The sequence below is a fragment of the Micromonospora sp. NPDC004704 genome (assembly GCF_053601675.1).
Window position 1 is genome coordinate 12721 of record NZ_JBSGCD010000021.1, and the last position, 20246, is coordinate 32966.

A 20246-nucleotide genomic window follows, 5' to 3' on the forward strand; every position below is an offset into this window, starting at 1 on the left:
GGCCGGTTGGCTCGGGCGGGGATCGCTTTTTGCGTACCCGGGTTACCCGCACACGGCGGTGGCCGCCGGACTCGGGTGAGTCCGACGGCCACCGTGGATCAGTAGCGGGTCAGTCGGTCCCGGGTTACCCGCACACGGCGGTGGCCGCCGGACTCGGGTGAGTCCGACGGCCACCGTGGATCAGTAGCGGGTCAGTCGGTCGGGATCAGATCCCGCCGACCCGGGTGTCGCAGGGCGTCACCGGATCCAGGGTGAAGTTGATCGTCGAAACGAAGCCGGCCGAGATGGTGATGCGCTGCACCTCGGGAATCCAGCCGTCCTTGGCGACGATCAGGTCGTACTTCCCCTTCGGCAACCAGAGACCGTAGGCCCCGGCGGCGTCGGAGGAGAGGGTGTAGCCGGTGTCGGGGTTGCCGTTCAGGTTCGCCCGTACCGTCGCCTTGACCGGTACGTCCGCGCCGGAGCAGCTGTCGCCGAGCACCGTGCCCTGGACCTTGCCCCAGCCGTTCGGCGGAGACACGTTCATCTCCACCGGCACGGACGAGACCGGGTACGGGGTGTCCGAGCCGAAGCCCAGCTCGGCGGTGTACGTACCCGGCTGGAGGACGCCGGCCTCGGCCGTGGCGGTCAGGGTGACCGTCACCTGCTTCGAGGCGCCCGGAGCCAGGGTGAAGGTGGACGGGGCCGTGGACAGCCACGACACGTCGCCACCGGCCTCGTCACAGAGCTCGAGACCACCGAGGTACTCGGTCTCCACCGAGCCGACGAACGAGCTCGGCGAACCACCGATCTTGTACGCACCACACGCACCGGCACCCCGGTAGCGGGTGAACGCCGCGTTCGGCAGGTTCTGCCAGGCACCGGTCGCCGGGTCGTACGCCACCGTCCGGTTGGTGATGGTGGCGGAGTTCGCGGTGACCCCACCGGCGATGACCAGCAGGCCACCGGCGGCGGCGTACTGCGAGCCCCACAGGTCGATCGGCAGGTCCGGCAGAGCCGACCAGGCGTTGGCCGCCGGGTCGTACTCGAACGCGTCGGTGGTGGTCGCCGAACCGGCCGTGCCGCCGCCGCAGTAGACCTTGCCACCGATGCCGCCGCAGGACATCCAGCCGATGACGAACGGGTAGTCGGCACCGGCGCTAAAGGTGTTGCTGGCCGGGTCGAAGATCACCGTGTTCTTCGTGCTGGTGCAGGTACCGTCGGCGCAGCCACCGACCAGGTAGATCTTGCCGTCGAGCACCGCCGTACCGGCGGCCGAACGCGCCGCCGGGTTGGTGACGCCGGCCAGGGTGCTCCAGGTGCCCGCCGCCGGGTCGAACACGTCGACCGAGGCGACCGGGGTGCCGCTGGCGCTCCAGCCACCGAGGACGTAGAGCTTGCCACCGACGGCTGCCGCGGACGCCTTGGAGCGGGCGCTCGGCATGTCGGGCAGCGTGCTCCACGCGTTGGTTCCCGGGTCGAGCACCCAGGTCTTGCGCTCGTTGCCGCTGCCGGAACCACCACCGACGGAGTAGATCTTTCCGTCGATCACGGCGGCGGCGTTGTCGAAGACCGCGGCCGGGGTGTTGGCAACCCGGGTCCAGGCGGGGTCGATCGCGGGAGCGGCCGCCGCCGAGTTACCGGCCGGGCCGTACGCGACGCCGTTCTGGGCCGGGCTGAGCCCCTTCACGCTGTACTCGTTGAGGGCCGCACCCTGACGGGACAGGAGCTCGAACGTACCGTCCCGTTCCAGCACCTCCACCTCGGCCGGCGCGTTGCCGGTGTTGGTGACGGTCACCTTGGCGGTACGGGTGCTGCCGTACGGCTGGTGCGACTCGATCTGCGGCGGGCTGACCGAGAGCCGACCGGCCTTGAGGGCGTAGTCGGTCCGCTTGACGTTGTCCGCCACCACGGCGACGTTCTTCGTCAGCGGCCGGTACGGCGCCTTGCTCGCGGTGAACGGGTGGGTCCCGGTCACGCTGGAGAAGAACGAGTAGAAGCCGTCACCGATGTTCGGGTCGTCCGCCGTGGCCGCCGAGACACCCTTGTCCGCCGGCACGTCGTTGCTGGTCACGGTGACGCCGTTGAGCGCGGCACCGGTGTTCTGGTCGGTGGTGAAGCCGGCCACCAGGCCACCGGGCAGCGGGGTGCAGACCCGGTTGACGACGGTGACGTTGTCGACCTCCCACCACCAGGCGAAGGTGCCGTTGAACCGGAACCGCACCTGGGCGGTGGCCGCCCCGGCGAGCCCGGTCAGCGGGACCTCCTCGACGCGCGGGCCGCGCCGGCTGGCCGTCTGGTGCCAGATGTTGGTCCAGGTGGTGCCGTTGGTGGAGACGTCGATGTCGGCCGTGTCGGTGATCCCGACCGCCCGCCAGTCGCTGTTGAACTTCAGCACCGGCGCGCTCACCCCGGACAGGTCCAGCGTCGGGGTGACCAGGTCGGCGTCCTGGGTGTTGCCCGTACCCAGGATGTCGCTGTCGATGATGGCGAAGTTGCCCGAGCCACCGGTCTGGTTGCCCCGGTTACCCGGGTCGTCGAACTCCCAGCCGCCGTCCTCGGTGCGGTTGACCACGGACCATCCGGCCGGGGTCGTCTCGGCGTCGAAGCTCTCCGAGAGCAGCGGGGCGCCCAGGTTGGCCGAGTATCCGGCCGCCAGGCAGTCCGCCGCCACCGGCACCGCGACGTCCAGGGTCTTCGCCGCGCCTTCGAGGACGAGATCCTTGGTCACGGCCGCGTAGCCGGCGGCCTTCGCCGTCGTGGTGACGGCGTACGTGGCGTTGCCCGGCACGGTGAACGAGTAGCGACCGGTGAACGGGTCGGTGAAGATCGGCCCACCGGGTCGACCGGCCACCTCGAGCTTGGCGTAGAGCGGCCAGCCGTGGCCGGAGCCGTCGGTGACCTTGCCGGAGACCGTTACCAACTGCGCCCCGACCAGGGCGAAGTCCTTCGTCACCGAGGTTCCGTCGGGAACGGTGACGGTAGCGGTCTGGGTGTGGAACCCGAACGCCGCCACGGTGAGCGTGGCGTCGCCGGTCGGCAGCCGCAGCGTGTACTTGCCGTCGGTTCCGGTGGTCGCGGTACGGGAACCGGTGCTGACGGTCGCGCCGGCGATCGGCTCGCCGCCGTCGGCCTCGGTCACCGTGCCGTTCACCTCACCGGCGCCGCCGCGCGGGGCCTCGAAAACAGCCTCGTACGCGTTGAGCCGGCCCTCACCGAAGGTGTTGTTGTCGTCGGCGGTGCCGCCACAGGCCAACGCCTCCACGTCGGTGGCGGTGTCGTCGAGCAGCGCCTCGGTGGCGGCGATGTCGTTGCGGATCGCCGGTGCCGCCGACCAGATCAGTGCGACCGTACCGGCGACGTGTGGTGCCGCCATCGACGTGCCGTTGAACGCCGAGTAGCCGCCGCCCGGAACGCTGGACCGGACGTTGCTGCCCGGTGCCGAGATGTTCGGCTTGATGGAGCCGTCGATCGAGGAGGTGCCCCGCCCGGAGAAGGACGAGATGTTGTTGTTGATGTCGTAGGAGCCCACCCCGTACGCGTTGGGGTAGTCACCGGGGTTCTCGGTGGTGTTGCAGCCGAGGTCCCCGTCGTTGCCGGAGGAGAAGTTGGGGAAGATCCCAGCCGCCCGCCAGGCGGCGACGGTCTGCTCGTACCACTCGTCGCCGCGGCCACCGCCCCAGGAGTTGTTCACGATGTCGGGGCGCAGGTCCGGCCGGGGGTTCTGGCCGGTGATGTCGGTCGGGGCGACGACCCACTGGCCGGCGGCGAGCAGAGACGCCTCGGAGCAGCCGGTGGTCTCGCAGCCCTTGGCCGCGATCCACTTGGCGCCGGGGGCGACGCCGACCTGGTTGGCGCCACCGTCGTCGCCGACCATGGTGCCCATGGTGTGCGTACCGTGGCCGTTGTTGTCACAGGGGACATCCCCGGCACAGATGTTGGCCGGGTCGAAGAAGTTGTAGTTGTGGTCGAAGTTGCCGCCGCCGAGGTTGCCCCGGTACTTGCCGACCACGGCCGGGTGGGTGTAGTCGACGCCGGTGTCGATGTTGGCGACAACCACGGTCTCGCCGCGTACGCCGAGTTCGTTCCAGACCCGCGGGGCCTGGATGTTGTTGATGTTCCACTCGACGGCGTTGGTGCCCGTACCGGTCGGGGTGGCCGGGGTTGGCTTGATCAGCTCGTAGCTCCGGGTCGGCGCGATCCGCTCGACCTCGGGACGTGCGGCGATCGCGTTGACCAGCGCCAGGTCGCCGGAGCTGACCTGGAGCGCGTTGGCCACCCAGAACGCCTTGTAGCTGGCCTTGCGGTCCTCGAGTGCGGCCCGCAGGTCGCGCTGGGTCCGGTCGGCGGTGCTGGTGAGCTGCTCGTAGACCTTGGTGGCCCGGGCGTCCGCGTCCCCGAGAGAGGCTGCGGCGCTCAGGTTGGCCTTTTCGCGCAGGTACACCGTGAAGTTGGTGTTGCCCTTGGCGCTCAGCTCGCTGAGCACCTGTGGGTCGACCGCCGCGGTAGCTGCGGGTGCCGCGAAGGCGAGTGCCGGTTGGGCGGTGATACCGAGTACGACAGCCGAGACGATGGCGAATGATCGCCAAAGTCTGGATCGGCTCCCTGTTCGGTGTGACATCTTTTCCTCCCCACTGGTCGGCGCCCCGATCGGTTCGGGACGCCTGCCGCGGCGCCGGGTTGTCCGGCACCGCGTAGCACGCGTGGGGGCCTCGTTGGACACGCAGAGCATCCCCCACATCGGCTAGGAGTCATGCTCTGGCGCATAGCGGTAGTGATCAATGGAACTTGTCAGCCAGTATTCGGGCAGTAACTGGTCGAGATGCGGGCGCGGGAGAGGAGATCATGGCATCGGTCGGTGTCGTTGTTGACTCCATCGATCAAAGGGGATTGGCTGTCCCCACGCTGCGGACGGGGAGGTTGCGGGTGTCCAACAATGAGGTTCCGCTCGTCGTGTGCGTGTCGTCGGACGTGGCGGTACGGGAGCGGGTGGTCCGCCGGCTCGACGACTTCGGCACGGTGGTGATCTGCGCGGACCTGTCGGAGTTGCGGGCGATGCTCTTTCCCGGTACGGCCACCGAGCCGGGAGTCGGGTTGACCCCGGTCAACCTGGGAGAACTCACCGTCGACCCGGGCGGCCATCTGGTCACCTGGCGCGGGGAGCCGCTGGCCCTGACCCGGCTCGAACGGGAGTTGTTGGCCCGGCTGGCGACCCCGCCGGTCGGGGTCTGGACCTACGAACGGCTCTTCGGCTCGGTCTGGGGTGGGGCGTACCTCGGCGACACGGCGATTCTGCACTCGGCGGTGAAGCGGTTGCGGCGCAAGCTGCGTGCGGTCGAGGGCGGTCCGCAGGTGCAGACCGTACGGGGTGTGGGTTACCGGCTCGCCTTCGGTCGGGGCGCCTGAGCGGGCGGCCGGGAACGACGGTGGCCGCCGTAGTCAGTGCGAGTACGGCGGCCACCCCCGTGCGTGGGTCCAGGGTGGATCAGAAGCCCCGGGTGCCCTTCGGCTGCACGGTCAGCGTGACGCCGAGCGTCGGCACCGCGTACGGGGTGTCCGCCCGCAGTGCCAGTTGGGCCAGGTAGTCACCGGGCCGGGCGATGCCGTGCGCGCCGTTGGCGACGATCCGAAGCGTGATCGCCTTCGACGCACCGGGTGCCAGGGTGAATTGGTTTGGTGAGGCGGTCAGCCAGGCCACGTCCGTGCTCTCGTCGCAGAGCCCGAGCCCGGTCATCCGCTCCGACTCCGGACCCGCGAGCGGTGCGAACGCCGCTCCACCGATCTTGAAGCCGCCGCACGCGCCGGCGCCCCGTACCCGGGGGACCAGCGTGTTCGGCAGGTCCTGCCAGGCGTTCGCCGCCGGGTCGTAGCCGATGGTCCGGTTGGTGAGCGTCTGGCCCTCGTCGATCACACCGCCGGCCAGCACCAGCCGGCCACCCGCCACGGAGTACTGCGAGCCCCAGAGGTCGACCGGCAGGTCGGCGATCGGGGACCAGGTGTCGGTGTCCGGCGCGTACGCGTACCCGTCGGTGTAACCCGACTCGTGGCTGAAGCCACCGGCGCAGTAGACCCGTACGCCGATCGCCCCACAGGACTGCCAGGCGACCTCGTGCGGGTAGGCGGCCTTCACCCGGAACGTGTTGCCCGCCGGGTTGAACGCGACCACGTCGGTGCTGGCGTTGCAGAGGAAGTCCAGGCAGCCGCCGACCAGGTACACCTGGCCCTCGATCACGGACGCGGTGCCCGCCGCCCGCGCCGCCGGGTTGCTGACGCCGGGCAGTGTCTGCCAGGCACCGGTGGCCGGGTCGAAGACGTCGACGGCCGGTTCGGTACCGCCGTCCGGGGTCCAGCCGCCGAAGACGTACAGCTTGCCGTTCACCGCTGCCGCGGCCGGCTTGTACCGGCTGTGCGGCATGTCGGGCAGGGTCTGCCAGGCGTCGGTGGCCGGGTCGTAGACGTACGCCTCCCGCTTCTCCTCCCGGTCCGTCGTGCCGCCGCCGACCGAGTAGACCTTGCCGCCGACCAGGGCCGCCGCGTTGTCGTAGACCGGTGCCGGCAGGTCCGCGATCCGGCTCCACGAGTCGTCCAGCGGCGTCACCGCCCCGGTACGGGCGGCCGGCTTCCCGGAGCCGGCGAACATACCGGCGCTGACCTTCGGCACCTTGTACTCGGTCAGCGGGGCACCCCTACCGGCGGCGAGTGCGGCGTAACCGCCATCGCGTTCCAGCACCTCGACCGTGGTCGGGGCGCTGCCGGTGTTGGTGACCGTGACCTCGGTGTTGCGGCTGCTGCCGTACGGCAGGGTGGGTTTGATCTCGGTGCTGCCCAGTGCCAGCCGGCCGACCTTCAGGTCGAAGTCGACCCGACGGGCGTCACCGGTCGCGATCGTGCTGCTCTTGCTCCGGTTCTGGTACGGCGCCAGGCCCGCGACGAACGGGTGCTTGCCGTCGACCAAGGTGGAGAAGAACGAGTAGAAGCCGTCTCCGATGCTGCGGTCCTCCGGGGTGGCCGCCGAGACGCTCCGCTCGGCCGGCCGGTCCGGGCTGCTGACCGGGACCCCGTTCAGCCCGGCGCCGGTGTTCGCGTCGGTGGTGAAACCGGCGACCAGGCCACCCGGCACCGGGGTGCAGGTACGGTCGACGACCTCGACGTTGTCGATCTGCCACCACCAGGAGTACTCGCCCCGGTAGCGGAACCGGATCTGCGCGTTCGCCTGGTTGGCGAGGGTCGGCAGGGGCACCTCCTCGGCCGCCGGGCCACGCCGGGAGACCTGCTGCATCGCGACGCCGACCCAGTCGACACCACCGTTGGTGGAGACGTCAATGCTGGCCGCGTCGCCGTTGCCGCCGATGTAGAGGTCGCTGGCGAAGCGGAGTACGGGCGCGTCGACCGTGCTGAGGTCGATGACCGGGCTGACCAGGTCGGTGTCCTGCGCCCTGTCCAGTCCGTAGTGGTCGCTGTCGGCGATCGCGAAGCCGCCGCTGCCGCCGGTCAGGTTCTCCCGGTTGCCCGGATTGTCGAACGCCCAGCCACTGTCGGCCCGGTTCACCACCGACCAACCGGCCGGGGCGCCGGGACCGGCGAAGCTCTCCGAGAGCAGGGTCCGGCCGGTGCCGGCGGTGTAACCGTCGAGCTCGCAGGCGACGGCCGCCGGCACCCCGATGTTCGCCGTCCTGGCCCGGTTGGCCACGGTGACCTCGGTGCTGACACTGCGGTACCCGGCGCTCACCGCGGTCGTGGTCAGCCGGTAGGTGCCGCCGGCGGGCACGGTGAGCGAGTACCGGCCGCTGGTCGGGTCGGTGAAGACCGGTCCGCCGGGGCGGCCGGCGACCTCGATCCGGGAGTAGAGCGGCCACCCCTGGCCGGAGCCGTCGGTGACCTTTCCGGAGAGGGTCACCAGGGGGAGCGCGGCCAGCGCGAAGTCCAGGGTGACCTGGGTGCCGGTGGCGATCACCGTCGCGGTCTGGCCGGTGAAGCCGTACGCCTCGACGGTGGCCGTGTACGTGCCTTCGACCACCGGGAGGGTGTAGTGACCGAACTGGTCGGTTCGGGCGGTACGGCCGTTCACCGCGACCGTGGCGTTGGCGATCGGTTCACGGCTGCCGAGTACGGCGACCGTGCCACTGATCTTGGTGACCGGTCCACGCGGGGCGGCGGTGACCGCCCGGTAGACGTCGAGCCGACCCTCGCCGAAGTTGTTGTTGTCGTCGATCGTGCCACCGCAGCCGAGCGACTCGACGTCGATCGCGGTGTCGTCGAGCAGCTTCTCGGTGGCGGCGATGTCACCGCGCAGCAGTGGGGCCGCCGACCAGATCAGCGCGACCGCGCCGGAGAGGTGCGGGGCCGCCATCGACGTGCCGCTGCTGATGCCGTACTGGTTGCCGGGGATGCTGGAGATGATGTCGACGCCGGGTGCGGAGACGTTCGGCTTCGGCTGGCCGTCCACCAGGGACGATCCTCGGCTGGAGAACTCGGCGATGTTGTTGTCGACGTCGTACGCGCCGACTGCGTACGCCTCCGGGTTGTCGCCGGGGGAGTTCGCGGTCCCGCAGCCGTACTCGCCGCTGTTGCCGGCGGAGAAGGTGGGGAAGATGCCGGCGGCCCGCCACGCGGCGATGGTCTGCTGGTACCAGAGGTCGTTCTGGCCACCGCCCCACGAGTTGTTCACGATGTCGGGGCGCAGGTCCGGCCGGGGGTTCTCACCGTTGAGGTCGGTCGGGGCGAGGATCCACTGGCCGGCGGCCATCAGCGACTCGCTGGAGCAGCTCGCGGTCTCGCAGCCCTTGGCCGCCATCCACTTCGCACCGGGCGCGACACCGATCTGGTTGCCGGCGCCGTCGTCGCCGACCATGGTTCCCATGGTGTGGCTGCCGTGCCCGGCGTTGTCGCAGGGTGCCTGGGTCGGGCAGACGCCCGCCGGGTCGAACCAGTTGTAGTTGTGGTCGAAGTTGCCGTTGCCGAGGTTGCCCCGGTACGCGCCCACCAGTGCCGGGTGGTCGAACTGCACGCCACTGTCGATGTTGGCGATGACCAGGCCCTCGCCCCGGTCGGCGTACTCGGACCAGACCCGGGGCGCGCCGATGTTGGTCACGCCCCAGCCGATGCCGGTGACGTCCTGCGGTGCTGCCCCGCTCGACTTCGGTTCGACCAGCTTGTACGTGCGCGCCGGTTCGATCCGCTCCACCTCGGGGCGGGCGGCGATCGCGTCGACCAGGGCCTTGTTGCCCTGCACCTGCACCGCGTTCGCGATCCAGAACGACTCGTGTTTGGCCTTGCGCCGGGTCAGCTCGTCGAGCAGCCCGCGCTGCGTACGCGTCGCGGTGCCGGTGAGCTGCTGGTAGACCTGGCCCGCGCGGGCGTCCGCATCCCGCACCTTCGCCGCGTTGCCGAGCTGCGCGCGTTCACGCAGGTAGACGACAAAACTCGCGTTGCCCTTGGTGCTGAGTTCGGTCAGCACCTGCGGGCTCACCGGGGCGGCCGGACCGGCTGCCGTGGCGATCGCCGGTTGGGCCGTGACGCCGAGTACGACGGCCGAGACCATGGCGAGCGACCGCCAGAGTCTGGACCGGCTCGCCCCTCGGCGTCCCAGTCGGTGTGTCATCTCTCCTCCACCTCCGCGGCGCCCCGACTGCTTCCGGGGCGCCGTCCACGCCGCTCCGGGATGTCCGGCGCGGCTGGGGCGGGTGCGGGGCCTGACTGCGACGTTGGAGGGGGTCCGCGCACCGGCCCAGGAGACATGGTCGGGGTCGTTTTGACCATGATCAAGACCGGAGGTAGGCAGTATTCGGGCAGTATTAAGCCCGAATACAGTCATCTTGACGTCCCTGGGAGGGTGCCCATCCAATTGGGAGGGTGCCCACAGGCCGTTGACTCCGCCGACCGGAGCGCGTTGGCTGATGCGAGCCGATGCACGGGGAGGATCCGGTTGACTGAGACCGAGGTACCGCTCGTCGTATGCGTGTCCACCGACGCGGCCGTACGAGCCAGGGTACTGCGCCGACTCGACGACTTCGGCCGCGTACTCATCGTCGCCGATCTGGCGGAACTGCGGGCGACGCTGTTCCCCCCGGAGGGTGCCCCGACGGGCCCGCCAACCCTGCCGTCCGCCCTGCCGGTGAGCATCGGCGAACTCTTCGTCGACCCGGTCGGGCACCTGGTCACCTGGCGCGGGGAGCCGTTGGCGCTGACCCGGCTGGAGCGTGAACTGCTCGCCCGGCTGATCGGACCGCCGCTGATGGTCTGGACCTACGAGCGGCTGTTCGACTCGGTCTGGGGTGGTGCCTACCTCGGGGACACGGCCATTCTGCACTCCGCGATCAAGCGCCTGCGCCGGAAACTCCGGGCCATCGAGGGCGGTCCGCAGGTGCAGACCGTACGCGGAGTCGGCTACCGGCTGCTGCCCGTACTCTGACCGCCGGGCGGCCGTACTTTGACCTGCCCTGACGTGTCACGATGGCGGGCGTGAGTACAGACGCGGCGGTGTACCCGCCGCCGGCCAGCCCACCGGAGCCGGGGCCGGCGTTCCCCCGATCGCGGCGACGTTGGCTGCTCGTCGGGGTCGCCGCCTGGGCGGTTCTGCTGCTCCTGGTCGCCTATGTCTCGATCCGCCGCGACGCCCCCACCGTCCGGGAACAGCGCGACGTCGTCGCCGCCATGCCGGTGCTCCGCCGGGCCATGGGCCTGCTCCTGGCCGGCGCGGGATCCGACCCGGTGGTCGAGATCAGCGGTCCGGCCATGGAACGGGGCTGCCGGATCACCCCGGTACGCGACGGCGGGGAACTGGTCGGCACCATCACCCTGCGGACCGCCGAAGCCGAAGCCCCGGCCCTGCTGGACCGGGTGGCCGAGCACCTCCCCGACGACTACCAGGCCCGGGTACGGCACAACCCGACACTCGGCACCCATACCCTGCGCGCCGACGCGGGCGAGTTCGTCGCCGTCTACGGCGACGTCACCGACCCCGGCGTTGTCGAGCTCACCGCGGAAAGCGGCTGCCGACCCGTTCCCGCGAACTTCGACTTCGTCGAAAACCTGATCGGCCTGCCCATCGACGCCGAACCCGCCCGGGTGCTGGCCGCCCTCGGCCTGACCGCCCCCACCCCCGCGCAACGCGTCGGCAGCATCCCCTGCCCCACCGGCGGCCTCGTCCACACCGCCACCGCCTCAGCCCCCGGCACCCCAACCCCCGCCGCCCTACGAGCCCAGCCCCCTCAGGGCGCAACGATCATCACCGCCGACCCCAACCTCCACGCCTACCGCACCCCCACCCAGAGCGTGGTCATCACCCTCACCCCCACCCAAACCCAGGTCCACACCACCACCCCCTGCCCCTGACCCTTCGGCGTCGAGTCTCCCGCGTTGATCATGAAGTTAGCGCAGGTTTTCGTCGCCCACGGCGTCGCTAACTTCATGATCAACCGCTTGGGGCATCACCTGTACGCGGGGGGCGGGGTGGGGTGGGCGTGGTTTGATCGTTTGGGGAATGTTGCGTGCGGGGAGGGGTCGGGGATGACCGACTACGGGGATCTGTTGCCGGTGGCGCACGCGGCCGTCGACCTGGCCCGGGACATGATGCGTACGCTCCGGCCGGGGGTGCTGACCGGCAAGGGTGACCGGGACATGGCCTCCGAGGTCGACTTCGCCATCGAGCGGAAACTCCGCACCTTCCTGGCCGAACGTACGCCGCAGGTCGGCTTCCTCGGCGAGGAGGAGGGGACCAGCGGGGCGGGTGACGACCTGACCTGGTCACTCGATCCGGTCGACGGCACGGTCAACTTCGTACACGGGTCACCGCTGTGCGCGGTCTCGCTCGGTCTGATCGAGCGGCGGCGGTCCGTGCTCGGGGTGATCGACCTGCCGTTTCTCGACCACCGTTACTTCGCCGCGCTGGGGCACGGCGCCTTCGTCGACGGGGAGCGGATCCACGCCAGCCGGACCGGCGACCTGACCGAGGCGCTGGTGGCGGTCGGGGACTTCGCGGTCGGCGAGGGTGCGGCCGGGCTGAACGAACACCGGCTCTCGATCACCGCCGCCTTCGCCGAGCAGGCCCAACGCGTACGGATGTTCGGCTCCGCGGCCATCGACCTGGCCTGGCTCGCGCACGGGCGGCTCGACGCGTTTGTCATGTTGAGCAACAAGCCGTGGGACACCAGTGCCGGGGTGATCATCGCCCGGGAGGCGGGCGCCCGGCTGGCCGACCTGGACGGCACCCCGCACACCGCCGACTCCGGGGCGACCATCGGCGCCAACGAGGCACTGCTGCCGTCGGTGCTGGCACTCGTCCGACAGGCCGCGCCGGTCCGCTGACCCGTTCGGGGCGGCACAATGAAGCCATGTACATCCGTACGGCCCGGATCGACGAACTGCCTCTCCTGCAGGAGATAGAGCGCGCCGCCGGGAAGTGTTTCCGGGACATCGACATGGTGGAGATCGCCGAGGACGACCCGCCGAGCCTGGCCGAGCTCACGGCGTACCAGGAGGGCGGCCGGGCCTGGGTCGCGGTCGATCCGAGCGACCACCCGATCGCGTACGTGATCACCGACGAGGTGGACGGGAACCTGCACGTCGAGCAGATCTCGGTGCACCCTGACAGTGCCAGGCGCGGGGTGGGACGACGGCTGCTGGAACACCTCGCCGCCGAGGCGACCGCCAACAAGGTGGGTGCGCTGACCCTCACCACCTTCGTCGAGGTGCCGTGGAACGCGCCGTACTACGCCCGGTGCGGATTCCGGCCCCTCGACCCCGGCGAGCTGACCCCCGGACTGCGGGCGATCCGGGACCGGGAGGCCGCGCACGGGTTGGACCGCTGGCCGCGTACGGCGATGCGGTGGGACCTGTCCGGGCGGGACGACCGGCCCACCGACCTGTCGGGGCGGGACGACCGGCCGGGTCAGTAGACCAGCGCCTGGGCGCCGTCGGCCATCGCCTCCTCGACGAAGGCCGCCGCCCCGGCGATCCGTACGCCCGGCAGGACGTCCGCCTCGCCGATCTCCCGCCGGGCCGCGCACTGGGAGCAGACGGTGACCCGACCGCTGGTCAGGATCACGTGCAGCAGTTCGGCCAGCGGGGCCGAGTGGGGCAGCTCGAACTCGGCCGCCCGGCCGGGCAGCGCGAACCAACTCGACTCCCCGGTGAGCCACAGCGACACGTCCACTCCCGCGGCGACGGCCGTGGCGGCGACGGTGAACGCCTGGGCGCACCGCTCCGGTGAGTCGGAGCCAGCCGTGGCCTTGACGACGAGAGTGCGTGCCATACCGACCAGCATAGGATGACCTTGTCATGGTTACCGAGATTGGGTTCGTCAGCCTGCTGGTGGCGGGCTTAGGCCTGCTGGCCGGTGGCCTGGTCTATCTTGCGGTACGAATCTCGAGAGGACGCTGGTGAGCGCGGAGAGCACCTCCCCGGACAATCCGATGGCACCGCCGCCGTGGCTGAACGCGCCACCGGTCGACCCGTACCCCTTCGAGGAGACGTTCGACCTGCGGGTGGGTCCGGACCTGCACCCGGCGTTGCTGGGGCTGCTGCCGTACGTCGGACTGTGGCGGGGGCGCGGGCGCGGCGGCTACCCGACGATCGAGGACTTCGACTACGCCCAGGAAATCAAGATCAGCCACGACGGGCGGCCGTTCCTGCACTACGAGTCGCGCGCCTGGCTGCTGGACGGGGACAGCCAACCGATCCGTCCGGCCGGCCGGGAGGTCGGCTGGTGGCGGCCGGTGATGGTCGACGGGCGGGCGACCGACGAGGTCGAGGCGCTGATGAGCACCCCGACCGGGATCATGGAACTGCATGTCGGCAAGCTCGACGGGCTCAAGCTCGAACTGGTCACCGACGCGGTGGTGCGTACGGCCACGGCCAAGGAGGTCACCGCCGGTCACCGCCTCTTCGGCATCGTCGAGGGTGCCCTGCTCTACGCCCAGGAACTCGCCGCCGTCGGCCAGTCCCTCTCCCCCCACCTCTCCGCCCGCCTCATCCGCGTCGGCGGCTAACCCCCCCGCCACCGCACCCCCGCCACCGCGAGGAAGAGCGCTGATACAGAGAAAGAGTGGCTATTCCGAGCCGGATAGCCACTCTTTCTCTGTATCAGCGCGGGAGGGGGAGGGGGAGGAAGGGGGGCGGGGTCGGCCGGGTCAGGCGGTGGGGAAGCCCAGGAGGTCGCGGAGCGGGGGGGTGTGTGCGGAGGGGGGGAGGGGCATCCCGTCCAGGGTGCGGATCTCGGCCAGGCCGCGTACGGACGAGGTGAACCACGCACCGAGGCAGACACCCTCGCGCAGCTCGGCCGGGGTGATCATGCGTTCCTCGGCGGACAGACCGAGCGAGCCGGCGTGGGCCAGCAGCCAGGCGGCGGTCACCCCGGGCAGGATGCCGGTGCTGGCGGCCGGGACCGTGCAGAGGGTGTCACCGGCCAGCCAGACCAGGTTGGCGCTCGGCCCCTCCAGGGCGTAACCGTCGGTCGAGGTCCAGAGCACGTCGTCGACCCCGTTCGCCGCCGCCCACCGGTGCGCCGCCTGGCTCGTCCCGTACGACGTCGACTTGACCCCGGCGAGCAGCCAGGGCAGTCCGGCGCGGGCCCCGGCCGCCACCCCCAGCGGCAGGGTGGCGACGTTGACCCCGGCGGTCCGGGCCAGCCGCAGCGCGGGGGCGACCGGCGACAGGGTGGCGAACACGGTCGCCGGCCCGCCGCTCACCGGTCCCCGGGTGCAGACCAGCCGGAGCGCGCCCTCGGTCTGGGCCGGCCAGGCCGCGCAGGCGGCCTCCAGCAACTCGGCCAGCTCGGTGGCGTCCGGCAGCAGCAGGTCGACCGAGGTGGCGGCGCGGGCCAGCCGGGTCAGGTGCTCGTTGCGCAGCCACGGGCGACCGTCGCGTACGTGCATCGTCTCGAACAGGCCGTCGCCGTGCAGCACCCCCCGGTCGTCGGCGCGCACGATCGGCTCGTCGGCCGGCAGCACGCCCCGGCCCAGCACGGCGACTATCTGCTGCCCGGACACGACTCCAGAGCGTAGCGGTGGCCGGGGAGCCGGACCGGGCAACCGGGCACGCCCCGCCGGATCGGGTACGTCGATGCCGGAATCGGTGGACACCGGCCGGGGGAACTACACTCGTACGGTGTCGGAATCATCGCTGGCCGAGATGTTGCGCTCCCGTGGGCTGCGCCTGACGGCGCAGCGGCAACTGATTCTCGAAGCCGTCCTCGAACTGGGCCACGCCACCCCGGAGCAGGTGCACACGGCGGTACGGGGTATCGCCGCCGGAGTGAACATCACCACTATTTACCGAACGCTGGAATTGTTGGAGCGGCTTGGCCTGGTTACCCATACGCACCTGTCGCACGGTTCTCCGACGTACCACGCGGCCGGTGAGGACCAGCACGTCCATCTGGTGTGCCGGTCCTGCGGGGAGGTCGAGGAGATGGAGCCGGAACTGCTCCGGCCGCTCGCCGACCAGTTGGCCGGTGAACGAGGGTTCCAGGTCGACGTAGGGCACGTGGCACTTTTCGGCGTCTGCCGGAAGTGCGGGGAGCAGCAGGACTAGTCGACGGCGGGGTGCACCAATGATCGACATCGCGGGCGCGGTGGCCATCGAGGTACTGGACGAACAGACGCCGGACCAACCGGGGCCGGAGCACGTCGCGGCCGGCGTACGCGGAGTCGCCGCCCACTACGGCGACCCGATGCGCGAGCAGCGCCACCTCGCCACCGACGTGGGCCTGGTCGACCGCTCCCACCGGGGCGTGATCGCGGTCCCCGGCGTGGAACGGGCGAGCTGGCTGCACACCCTGACCACCCAGCACCTGGCCGACCTGAGCGCAGGGCAGGGCAGTGAGTTGCTGGTGCTGTCCCCGCACGGGCACATCGAGCAGCACGCCATGGTCGCCGAGGACGGCGAGACCACCTGGCTGGACACCGAGCCCCGGGACATCGCCGGCCTGCTGACCTACCTGGAGAAGATGCGCTTCTTCACCCGGGTCGACCCGGGTGACGCGACCCCCGAGTGGGCGGTGCTGTCGCTGGTCGGCCCGCGCGCCACCGAGGCCGTCGGCATCCTCGGCGTCACCGGGCTGGAGGCGCCGGACGCGCTGCCGGTGCCGGGTCCGAAGTTCGCCGGCGGGGCCGTGCCACCCCGACCGACCACGAGGTACGACGTACGCCCGTTGCCGGGTGGCGGTTGGGCCCGCCGGGTGGAACTCGGGGTGGATCTGCTGGTGCCCCGGGGCGAGGTGGACCGGGTGGTCGCCGACCTGACCGGGGCCGGGGTGCCGCTCGCCGGGCTGTGGGCGTACGAGGCGATCCGGGTGGCCGCCCGGCTGCCCCGGGTGGGCTTCGAGACCGACCACCGGACCATCCCGGCCGAGGTGGACCTGATCGGTCCCGCCGTACACCTGGACAAGGGCTGCTACCGGGGTCAGGAGACGGTGGCCCGGGTGCACAACATGGGTCGGCCGCCGCGCCGGCTGGTGCTGCTGCACCTGGACGGGATCAGCTCCGACCAGCTCCCCGCCGTAGGCACGCCGGTGGCGAACGGTGACCGTACGGTGGGCTTCGTCGGCACCGCCGTACGTCACTTCGAGCTGGGGCCGGTGGCGCTCGCCGTACTGAAGCGGAACGTGCCCGAGGACGCCCAACTGCTGGTCGACGGGACGGCGGCGGCGATCGACCCGTCCTGAGCGTCGGCGTCCCCGTCGCGGGTTGGCGGCGGGGGCGTACCGCTGGTGTGGCGGGGGCCGGACGGGCCCTGGTTAGGATCGCCGGCATGACAACAGGGACGTTGATCACGGTGGCCCCGACCGGGGCGGAGTCGACCAAGGCCGAGGTGCCGGCACTGCCGGTGACCCTGGATGAGCTGGTGTTGACCGCGAAGGAGTGCGAGGCGCTCGGCGCGGCCGTGATCCACGTACACATCCGGGACAACCAGGCCCGGCCGACGCTCGACCCGGCCCGACTGCGGGACACCGTTGCCGCGCTGCGGGAGAACACGGACCTGATCGTCCAGCTCTCCACCGGCGGTGCGGTGACCGACCCGGAGGTCGAGCGGCTGGCCGTGCTCGACGCCGGCCCGGAGATGGCGTCCTGCACCATGGGTACGGTCAACTTCGGCGACGACGTGTTCCTGAACCGGTGGGAGTTCATCGTCGAGCTGCACACCCGGATGCAGGAACGCGGGATCGTCCCCGAGTACGAGATCTTCGACCTCGGCCAGCTCACCACCCTGCGCCGGCTGCTCGACAGGTACGGCCTGCCGGCCGGTGGGCACGTGCACGTCGACTTCGTGATGGGCGTACCGGGTGGCATGCCGGGCACCACCGAGGCCCTGGTGGCCTGCCGGCAGGCGCTGCGGGACCTGCCCGAGGGCAGTACGTTCTCCGCCACCGGTATCGGGCGCAGCACGATCTCCGTACTGCTCGCGTCGCTCTCGACCGGTGGTCACCTCCGGGTGGGCATGGAGGACACCGTCACGTACGCGAAGGGTCGGCCGGTCGAGTCGAACATGCAGTTGGTGGCGCGCGCCGTCGGCTTCGCGCAACTCGCCCAGCGGCCCCCGTTGACCAGTGCGCACGCCCGTGAGCTGCTGGGACTTCCGTCCCGAAACTGAGGGCTCCTTAAGGTGCCGGTCGGGGCACTCGCTACCGTCTGCGCCATGGCACAGAGCTACACGGGCGGGGAGCCGCTCGCCGAGGTGGTCCGGTCCGGTTTTGTCGAGGGGTCGCACCGGGGTTCGGTGGTGGTTCTCGACGCGGGCGCCGAGGTCGTGTTCTCGGCCGGCGACGTACTGGCGCCGATCTTCCCGAGGTCGTCCAGCAAGCCGTTGCAGGCGATCGGGATGCTCCGCTCGGGTCTGCGGCTGGTCGACTCGGCCGACCTGGCCCTGGTCTGTGGCAGCCACTACGGCGAGGACTTCCACCTGGCCCGGGTCGGTGCCCTGCTGCGCAGCGCCGGACTGACCGAGGCGGCCCTGCGGTGCCCGCCGGACATGCCGATCGGCGAGTCGGCGCGGGCCGCCGTGTACCGGGCCGGTGGTGGCCCGGCCAGGATCCAGATGAACTGCTCCGGCAAGCACGCCGGGATGTTGCTGACCTGCCTGGCGGCGGGGTGGCCGGTGGAGGACTACTGGCGGCCGGAGCACCCGTTGCAGCAGCGGTTGCGGGCCGCGGTCGAGGAGTTCACCGGCGAGTCGGTCGCGGCGGTCGGGGTCGACGGTTGCGGCGCCCCGGTGCTCGCGGTTTCGCTGACCGGGATGGCCGGCGCGTTCCTGCGCCTGGTGTCGGGTACGCCGGGCTCGGTGGAGCGGACCGTCGCGGACGCGATGCGTACGCACCCGGAGCTGGTCGCGGGCACCGGTGCCGAGGACACCCGGCTGATGAACGGTGTTCCGGGCCTGCTCTCCAAGGTGGGTGCGGAGGGCGTCGTGGTGTGTGCGGTGCCCGGCGTCGGCGCGGTCGCCATCAAGATCGACGACGGCGCCTCCCGCGCCCGGCAGCCGGTGCTGGTCGCCGCCCTCCGCCGGCTCGGCGTGACCGCCCCCGTCCTGGACGAGATGGCCGAACTTCCCCTGTTCGGCGGCGGCACCCCGGTCGGCGCGGTCCGCGCCCTCCAGCCGTGAGGAGTGGCCCCTTCCCGTTGTTTCCGGTCCGGGAACCGTTGTTCCGGTCCGGGAAGGGGCCGTTCCCGACCGGGACGGGCTAGCTGAGGAAGGCCAGGAGGGCTTCGTTGACCGGGGCGGGGCGCTCCAGCGGGAGCAGGTGTGCGGCGTCGGGTACGTCGGGCAGCCGGGTCGCCAGGGAGGCCTGCGCGGCGATCAGGTCGGCCAGTACGCCGATGTCCGGTATATCTTCGGCACCCGCTCCGACCAGCACCGGAACCCGGATCTCGGCGAGCCGCCCGATGGCGGGTGGGTCGAGTTCGCGTACCGCCACGTTGCCGAGTGCGGCCTCGGCGGCCAACGCGCGGCGATCCATCTCCCGGGCGAAGTCCAGGAACGCCGGGTCCGGGTCCTCCGGGCGGCGCCCCGGCCCGACCACCCAGAACCGGACCTCGGCCTCGGCGGTGGCGTCGAGGTCCTCGTCGTCGACCTCGCCGATCAGGGTGTCCCAGAGGTCGTTGGTCTCGTCGGACCATTCGTAGCCGGACACGGCCGAACCGAAGAGGGCGAGCGCGGCGACCCGGTCGGGATGGGCGAGCGCGGTGTCGATCGCCACCGCGCCGCCGAACGAGCAGCCGACCAGGGTGGCCCGTTCGATGCCGAGTGCGTCGAGGAACCCGACCACGTCGTCGTGGTGGGCGAAGGGGTGCTCCGGCAGGTCGGACTCGCCGTACCCGCGCAGGTCCAGGCTGAGTACGCGATGCCGGCCGGCGAGCGCCTCGACCTGGCCACGCCACATCCGGCGGTCGGCGATGCCGGCGTGCAGCAGGACAACCGGGGTGCCGTCACCCAGGTCGTCGTAGGCCAGCGTGGCCCCATCCAATTCGATCTTCGACATCAGGCGGACGTTACGCAGTTACGTGGGCGGTTTGCAACGTGATTGCCCGACCTGCGGTGGCCGGCGTACTTCGTGACCTGGGTGGGGGATCGAAGGTCGGGGATGAGACTTCGCTAACTCTGGCAAGCGTTTTGCTTGCAGGAGCTAGCACTCGCGAACTACCGTCGAACGCATGGCGAACCCCAAGGACCTGCCCCGCGACGTCGGTGGGTTCATCCGTGACCTGCGACGCAACGCGAAGATCTCGCTGCGCCAGCTCGCCGACCAGGCCGGGGTCAGCAACCCCTACCTGAGCCAGGTCGAGCGCGGACTGCGCAAGCCCAGCGCCGAGGTGCTGCAACAGCTCGCCAGCGCGCTGCGGGTGTCCACCCCGGTGATGTACCTGCGCGCCGGCCTGCTCGACGACAAGGAGGGGCACGGCGTACTCGCCTCGATCGCCGCCGACCCCGACCTGACGATGCCGCAGAAGCAGTCCCTGAGCCAGATCTACGAGACCTTCCGGCGGGAGAACGCCCGCCAGGCCGAAACCGCCGCCCCGACCGAGGCAGCCGCCCCGACAACCGCGCCGACGGAAACGACCGCGCCGGCCGAGGCAACCGCGCCGACGGAAGCAGCCGCGCAGACGACAGCGCCGACACCGGGCGACGGCGGCAGCGAGGCCGTGGACGACGTACTCGAATCGGTGGCGCGGACCGAGACGGGCACCGCGCCGGCCCCGAACGCATCCCAACCAGCCAAGCGAACCGCCCGCAAGGCGGCCCGGAAGACCGCTCCCGCGGTCGAGGAGGAGTAG

17 protein-coding genes are annotated in these 20246 nt (G+C 71.0%); 12 read left to right on the plus strand and 5 right to left on the minus strand.

Annotation, left to right across the window (positions count from 1 at the left end):
• Positions 1 to 205: 205 nt before the first annotated feature.
• The gene (locus ACWEFB_RS25035; protein ID WP_452289147.1) at positions 206 to 4600 is read right to left on the minus strand and encodes a S8 family serine peptidase; all 4395 of its coding nucleotides are present in this window, start codon (positions 4598 to 4600) and stop codon (positions 206 to 208) included.
• Positions 4601 to 4950: 350 nt separating this feature from the next.
• Here ACWEFB_RS25035 and ACWEFB_RS25040 point away from each other — a divergent pair, with 350 nt between their 5' ends.
• A complete protein-coding gene (locus tag ACWEFB_RS25040; RefSeq protein ID WP_442792161.1) occupies positions 4951 to 5385 on the plus strand; it encodes a winged helix-turn-helix domain-containing protein in 435 nt (144 codons plus the stop codon).
• 79 nt (positions 5386 to 5464) lie between these two features.
• Here the strand turns inward: ACWEFB_RS25040 and ACWEFB_RS25045 are convergent, their stop codons facing one another.
• Positions 5465 to 9580 (minus strand): S8 family serine peptidase, encoded by a 4116-nt coding sequence (locus ACWEFB_RS25045; protein ID WP_452289149.1) that lies wholly within the window; start codon positions 9578 to 9580, stop codon positions 5465 to 5467.
• Between the two features lie 324 nt (positions 9581 to 9904).
• Here ACWEFB_RS25045 and ACWEFB_RS25050 point away from each other — a divergent pair, with 324 nt between their 5' ends.
• The 4 genes from ACWEFB_RS25050 to ACWEFB_RS25065 all read left to right on the plus strand — a co-directional run bounded on the left by ACWEFB_RS25050 (position 9905) and on the right by ACWEFB_RS25065 (position 12875).
• Positions 9905 to 10390, plus strand: coding sequence for a winged helix-turn-helix domain-containing protein (locus ACWEFB_RS25050; protein ID WP_326562336.1), 486 nt, complete (start codon positions 9905 to 9907; stop codon positions 10388 to 10390).
• A gap of 50 nt (positions 10391 to 10440) precedes the next feature.
• Positions 10441 to 11313, plus strand: a complete 873-nt coding sequence (locus ACWEFB_RS25055; protein WP_452289152.1) for a hypothetical protein — start codon at positions 10441 to 10443, stop codon at positions 11311 to 11313.
• A gap of 174 nt (positions 11314 to 11487) precedes the next feature.
• Positions 11488 to 12285, plus strand: coding sequence for an inositol monophosphatase family protein (locus tag ACWEFB_RS25060; protein ID WP_452289154.1), 798 nt, complete (start codon positions 11488 to 11490; stop codon positions 12283 to 12285).
• Between the two features lie 26 nt (positions 12286 to 12311).
• The gene (locus ACWEFB_RS25065; protein WP_452289156.1) at positions 12312 to 12875 is read left to right on the plus strand and encodes a GNAT family N-acetyltransferase; all 564 of its coding nucleotides are present in this window, start codon (positions 12312 to 12314) and stop codon (positions 12873 to 12875) included.
• On the opposite strand, the gene ACWEFB_RS25070 is transcribed toward ACWEFB_RS25065, so the two are convergent.
• Complete coding sequence (locus ACWEFB_RS25070) at positions 12869 to 13243, minus strand: DsrE family protein (RefSeq protein WP_452289158.1); 375 nt, start codon at positions 13241 to 13243, stop codon at positions 12869 to 12871. The genes ACWEFB_RS25065 and ACWEFB_RS25070 overlap by 7 nt on opposite strands.
• A gap of 14 nt (positions 13244 to 13257) precedes the next feature.
• On the opposite strand from ACWEFB_RS25070, the gene mtfM reads away from it, so the two are divergent.
• The gene (gene mtfM, locus ACWEFB_RS25075) at positions 13258 to 13362 is read left to right on the plus strand and encodes a small membrane protein MtfM (protein ID WP_308714086.1); all 105 of its coding nucleotides are present in this window, start codon (positions 13258 to 13260) and stop codon (positions 13360 to 13362) included.
• A 29-nt stretch (positions 13363 to 13391) separates the two neighbouring features.
• Complete coding sequence (locus ACWEFB_RS25080; RefSeq protein ID WP_452289308.1) at positions 13392 to 13967, plus strand: FABP family protein; 576 nt, start codon at positions 13392 to 13394, stop codon at positions 13965 to 13967.
• Between the two features lie 141 nt (positions 13968 to 14108).
• On the opposite strand, the gene ACWEFB_RS25085 is transcribed toward ACWEFB_RS25080, so the two are convergent.
• On the minus strand, positions 14109 to 14966 hold the full coding sequence (locus tag ACWEFB_RS25085) for an aminotransferase class IV (protein ID WP_452289160.1): 858 nt from the start codon (positions 14964 to 14966) through the stop codon (positions 14109 to 14111).
• A 118-nt stretch (positions 14967 to 15084) separates the two neighbouring features.
• Here ACWEFB_RS25085 and ACWEFB_RS25090 point away from each other — a divergent pair, with 118 nt between their 5' ends.
• The 4 genes from ACWEFB_RS25090 to ACWEFB_RS25105 all read left to right on the plus strand — a co-directional run bounded on the left by ACWEFB_RS25090 (position 15085) and on the right by ACWEFB_RS25105 (position 18576).
• Positions 15085 to 15510, plus strand: a complete 426-nt coding sequence (locus ACWEFB_RS25090) for a Fur family transcriptional regulator (RefSeq protein ID WP_326562342.1) — start codon at positions 15085 to 15087, stop codon at positions 15508 to 15510.
• Between the two features lie 19 nt (positions 15511 to 15529).
• Positions 15530 to 16642, plus strand: a complete 1113-nt coding sequence (gene ygfZ, locus ACWEFB_RS25095) for a CAF17-like 4Fe-4S cluster assembly/insertion protein YgfZ (protein WP_452289163.1) — start codon at positions 15530 to 15532, stop codon at positions 16640 to 16642.
• An 86-nt stretch (positions 16643 to 16728) separates the two neighbouring features.
• Complete coding sequence (locus ACWEFB_RS25100; RefSeq protein ID WP_326562344.1) at positions 16729 to 17568, plus strand: BKACE family enzyme; 840 nt, start codon at positions 16729 to 16731, stop codon at positions 17566 to 17568.
• A gap of 45 nt (positions 17569 to 17613) precedes the next feature.
• Positions 17614 to 18576 (plus strand): asparaginase, encoded by a 963-nt coding sequence (locus tag ACWEFB_RS25105; RefSeq protein WP_452289165.1) that lies wholly within the window; start codon positions 17614 to 17616, stop codon positions 18574 to 18576.
• Positions 18577 to 18655: 79 nt separating this feature from the next.
• Here the strand turns inward: ACWEFB_RS25105 and ACWEFB_RS25110 are convergent, their stop codons facing one another.
• Positions 18656 to 19453, minus strand: a complete 798-nt coding sequence (locus ACWEFB_RS25110) for an alpha/beta fold hydrolase (RefSeq protein ID WP_452289167.1) — start codon at positions 19451 to 19453, stop codon at positions 18656 to 18658.
• A gap of 172 nt (positions 19454 to 19625) precedes the next feature.
• Here ACWEFB_RS25110 and ACWEFB_RS25115 point away from each other — a divergent pair, with 172 nt between their 5' ends.
• On the plus strand, positions 19626 to 20246 hold the full coding sequence (locus ACWEFB_RS25115) for a helix-turn-helix domain-containing protein (protein ID WP_452289169.1): 621 nt from the start codon (positions 19626 to 19628) through the stop codon (positions 20244 to 20246).

Coding starts and splice junctions, on each gene's coding strand:
- ACWEFB_RS25035 (WP_452289147.1), bottom strand. CDS start 4,600: ATGTCACACCGAACAGGGAGCCGATCCAGACTTTGGCGATCATTCGCC.
- ACWEFB_RS25045 (WP_452289149.1), bottom strand. CDS start 9,580: ATGACACACCGACTGGGACGCCGAGGGGCGAGCCGGTCCAGACTCTGG.
- ACWEFB_RS25060 (WP_452289154.1), top strand. CDS start 11,488: ATGACCGACTACGGGGATCTGTTGCCGGTGGCGCACGCGGCCGTCGAC.
- ACWEFB_RS25065 (WP_452289156.1), top strand. CDS start 12,312: ATGTACATCCGTACGGCCCGGATCGACGAACTGCCTCTCCTGCAGGAG.
- ACWEFB_RS25070 (WP_452289158.1), bottom strand. CDS start 13,243: ATGCTGGTCGGTATGGCACGCACTCTCGTCGTCAAGGCCACGGCTGGC.
- mtfM (WP_308714086.1), top strand. CDS start 13,258: ATGGTTACCGAGATTGGGTTCGTCAGCCTGCTGGTGGCGGGCTTAGGC.
- ACWEFB_RS25080 (WP_452289308.1), top strand. CDS start 13,392: ATGGCACCGCCGCCGTGGCTGAACGCGCCACCGGTCGACCCGTACCCC.
- ygfZ (WP_452289163.1), top strand. CDS start 15,530: ATGATCGACATCGCGGGCGCGGTGGCCATCGAGGTACTGGACGAACAG.
- ACWEFB_RS25100 (WP_326562344.1), top strand. CDS start 16,729: ATGACAACAGGGACGTTGATCACGGTGGCCCCGACCGGGGCGGAGTCG.
- ACWEFB_RS25105 (WP_452289165.1), top strand. CDS start 17,614: ATGGCACAGAGCTACACGGGCGGGGAGCCGCTCGCCGAGGTGGTCCGG.
- ACWEFB_RS25110 (WP_452289167.1), bottom strand. CDS start 19,453: ATGTCGAAGATCGAATTGGATGGGGCCACGCTGGCCTACGACGACCTG.
- ACWEFB_RS25115 (WP_452289169.1), top strand. CDS start 19,626: ATGGCGAACCCCAAGGACCTGCCCCGCGACGTCGGTGGGTTCATCCGT.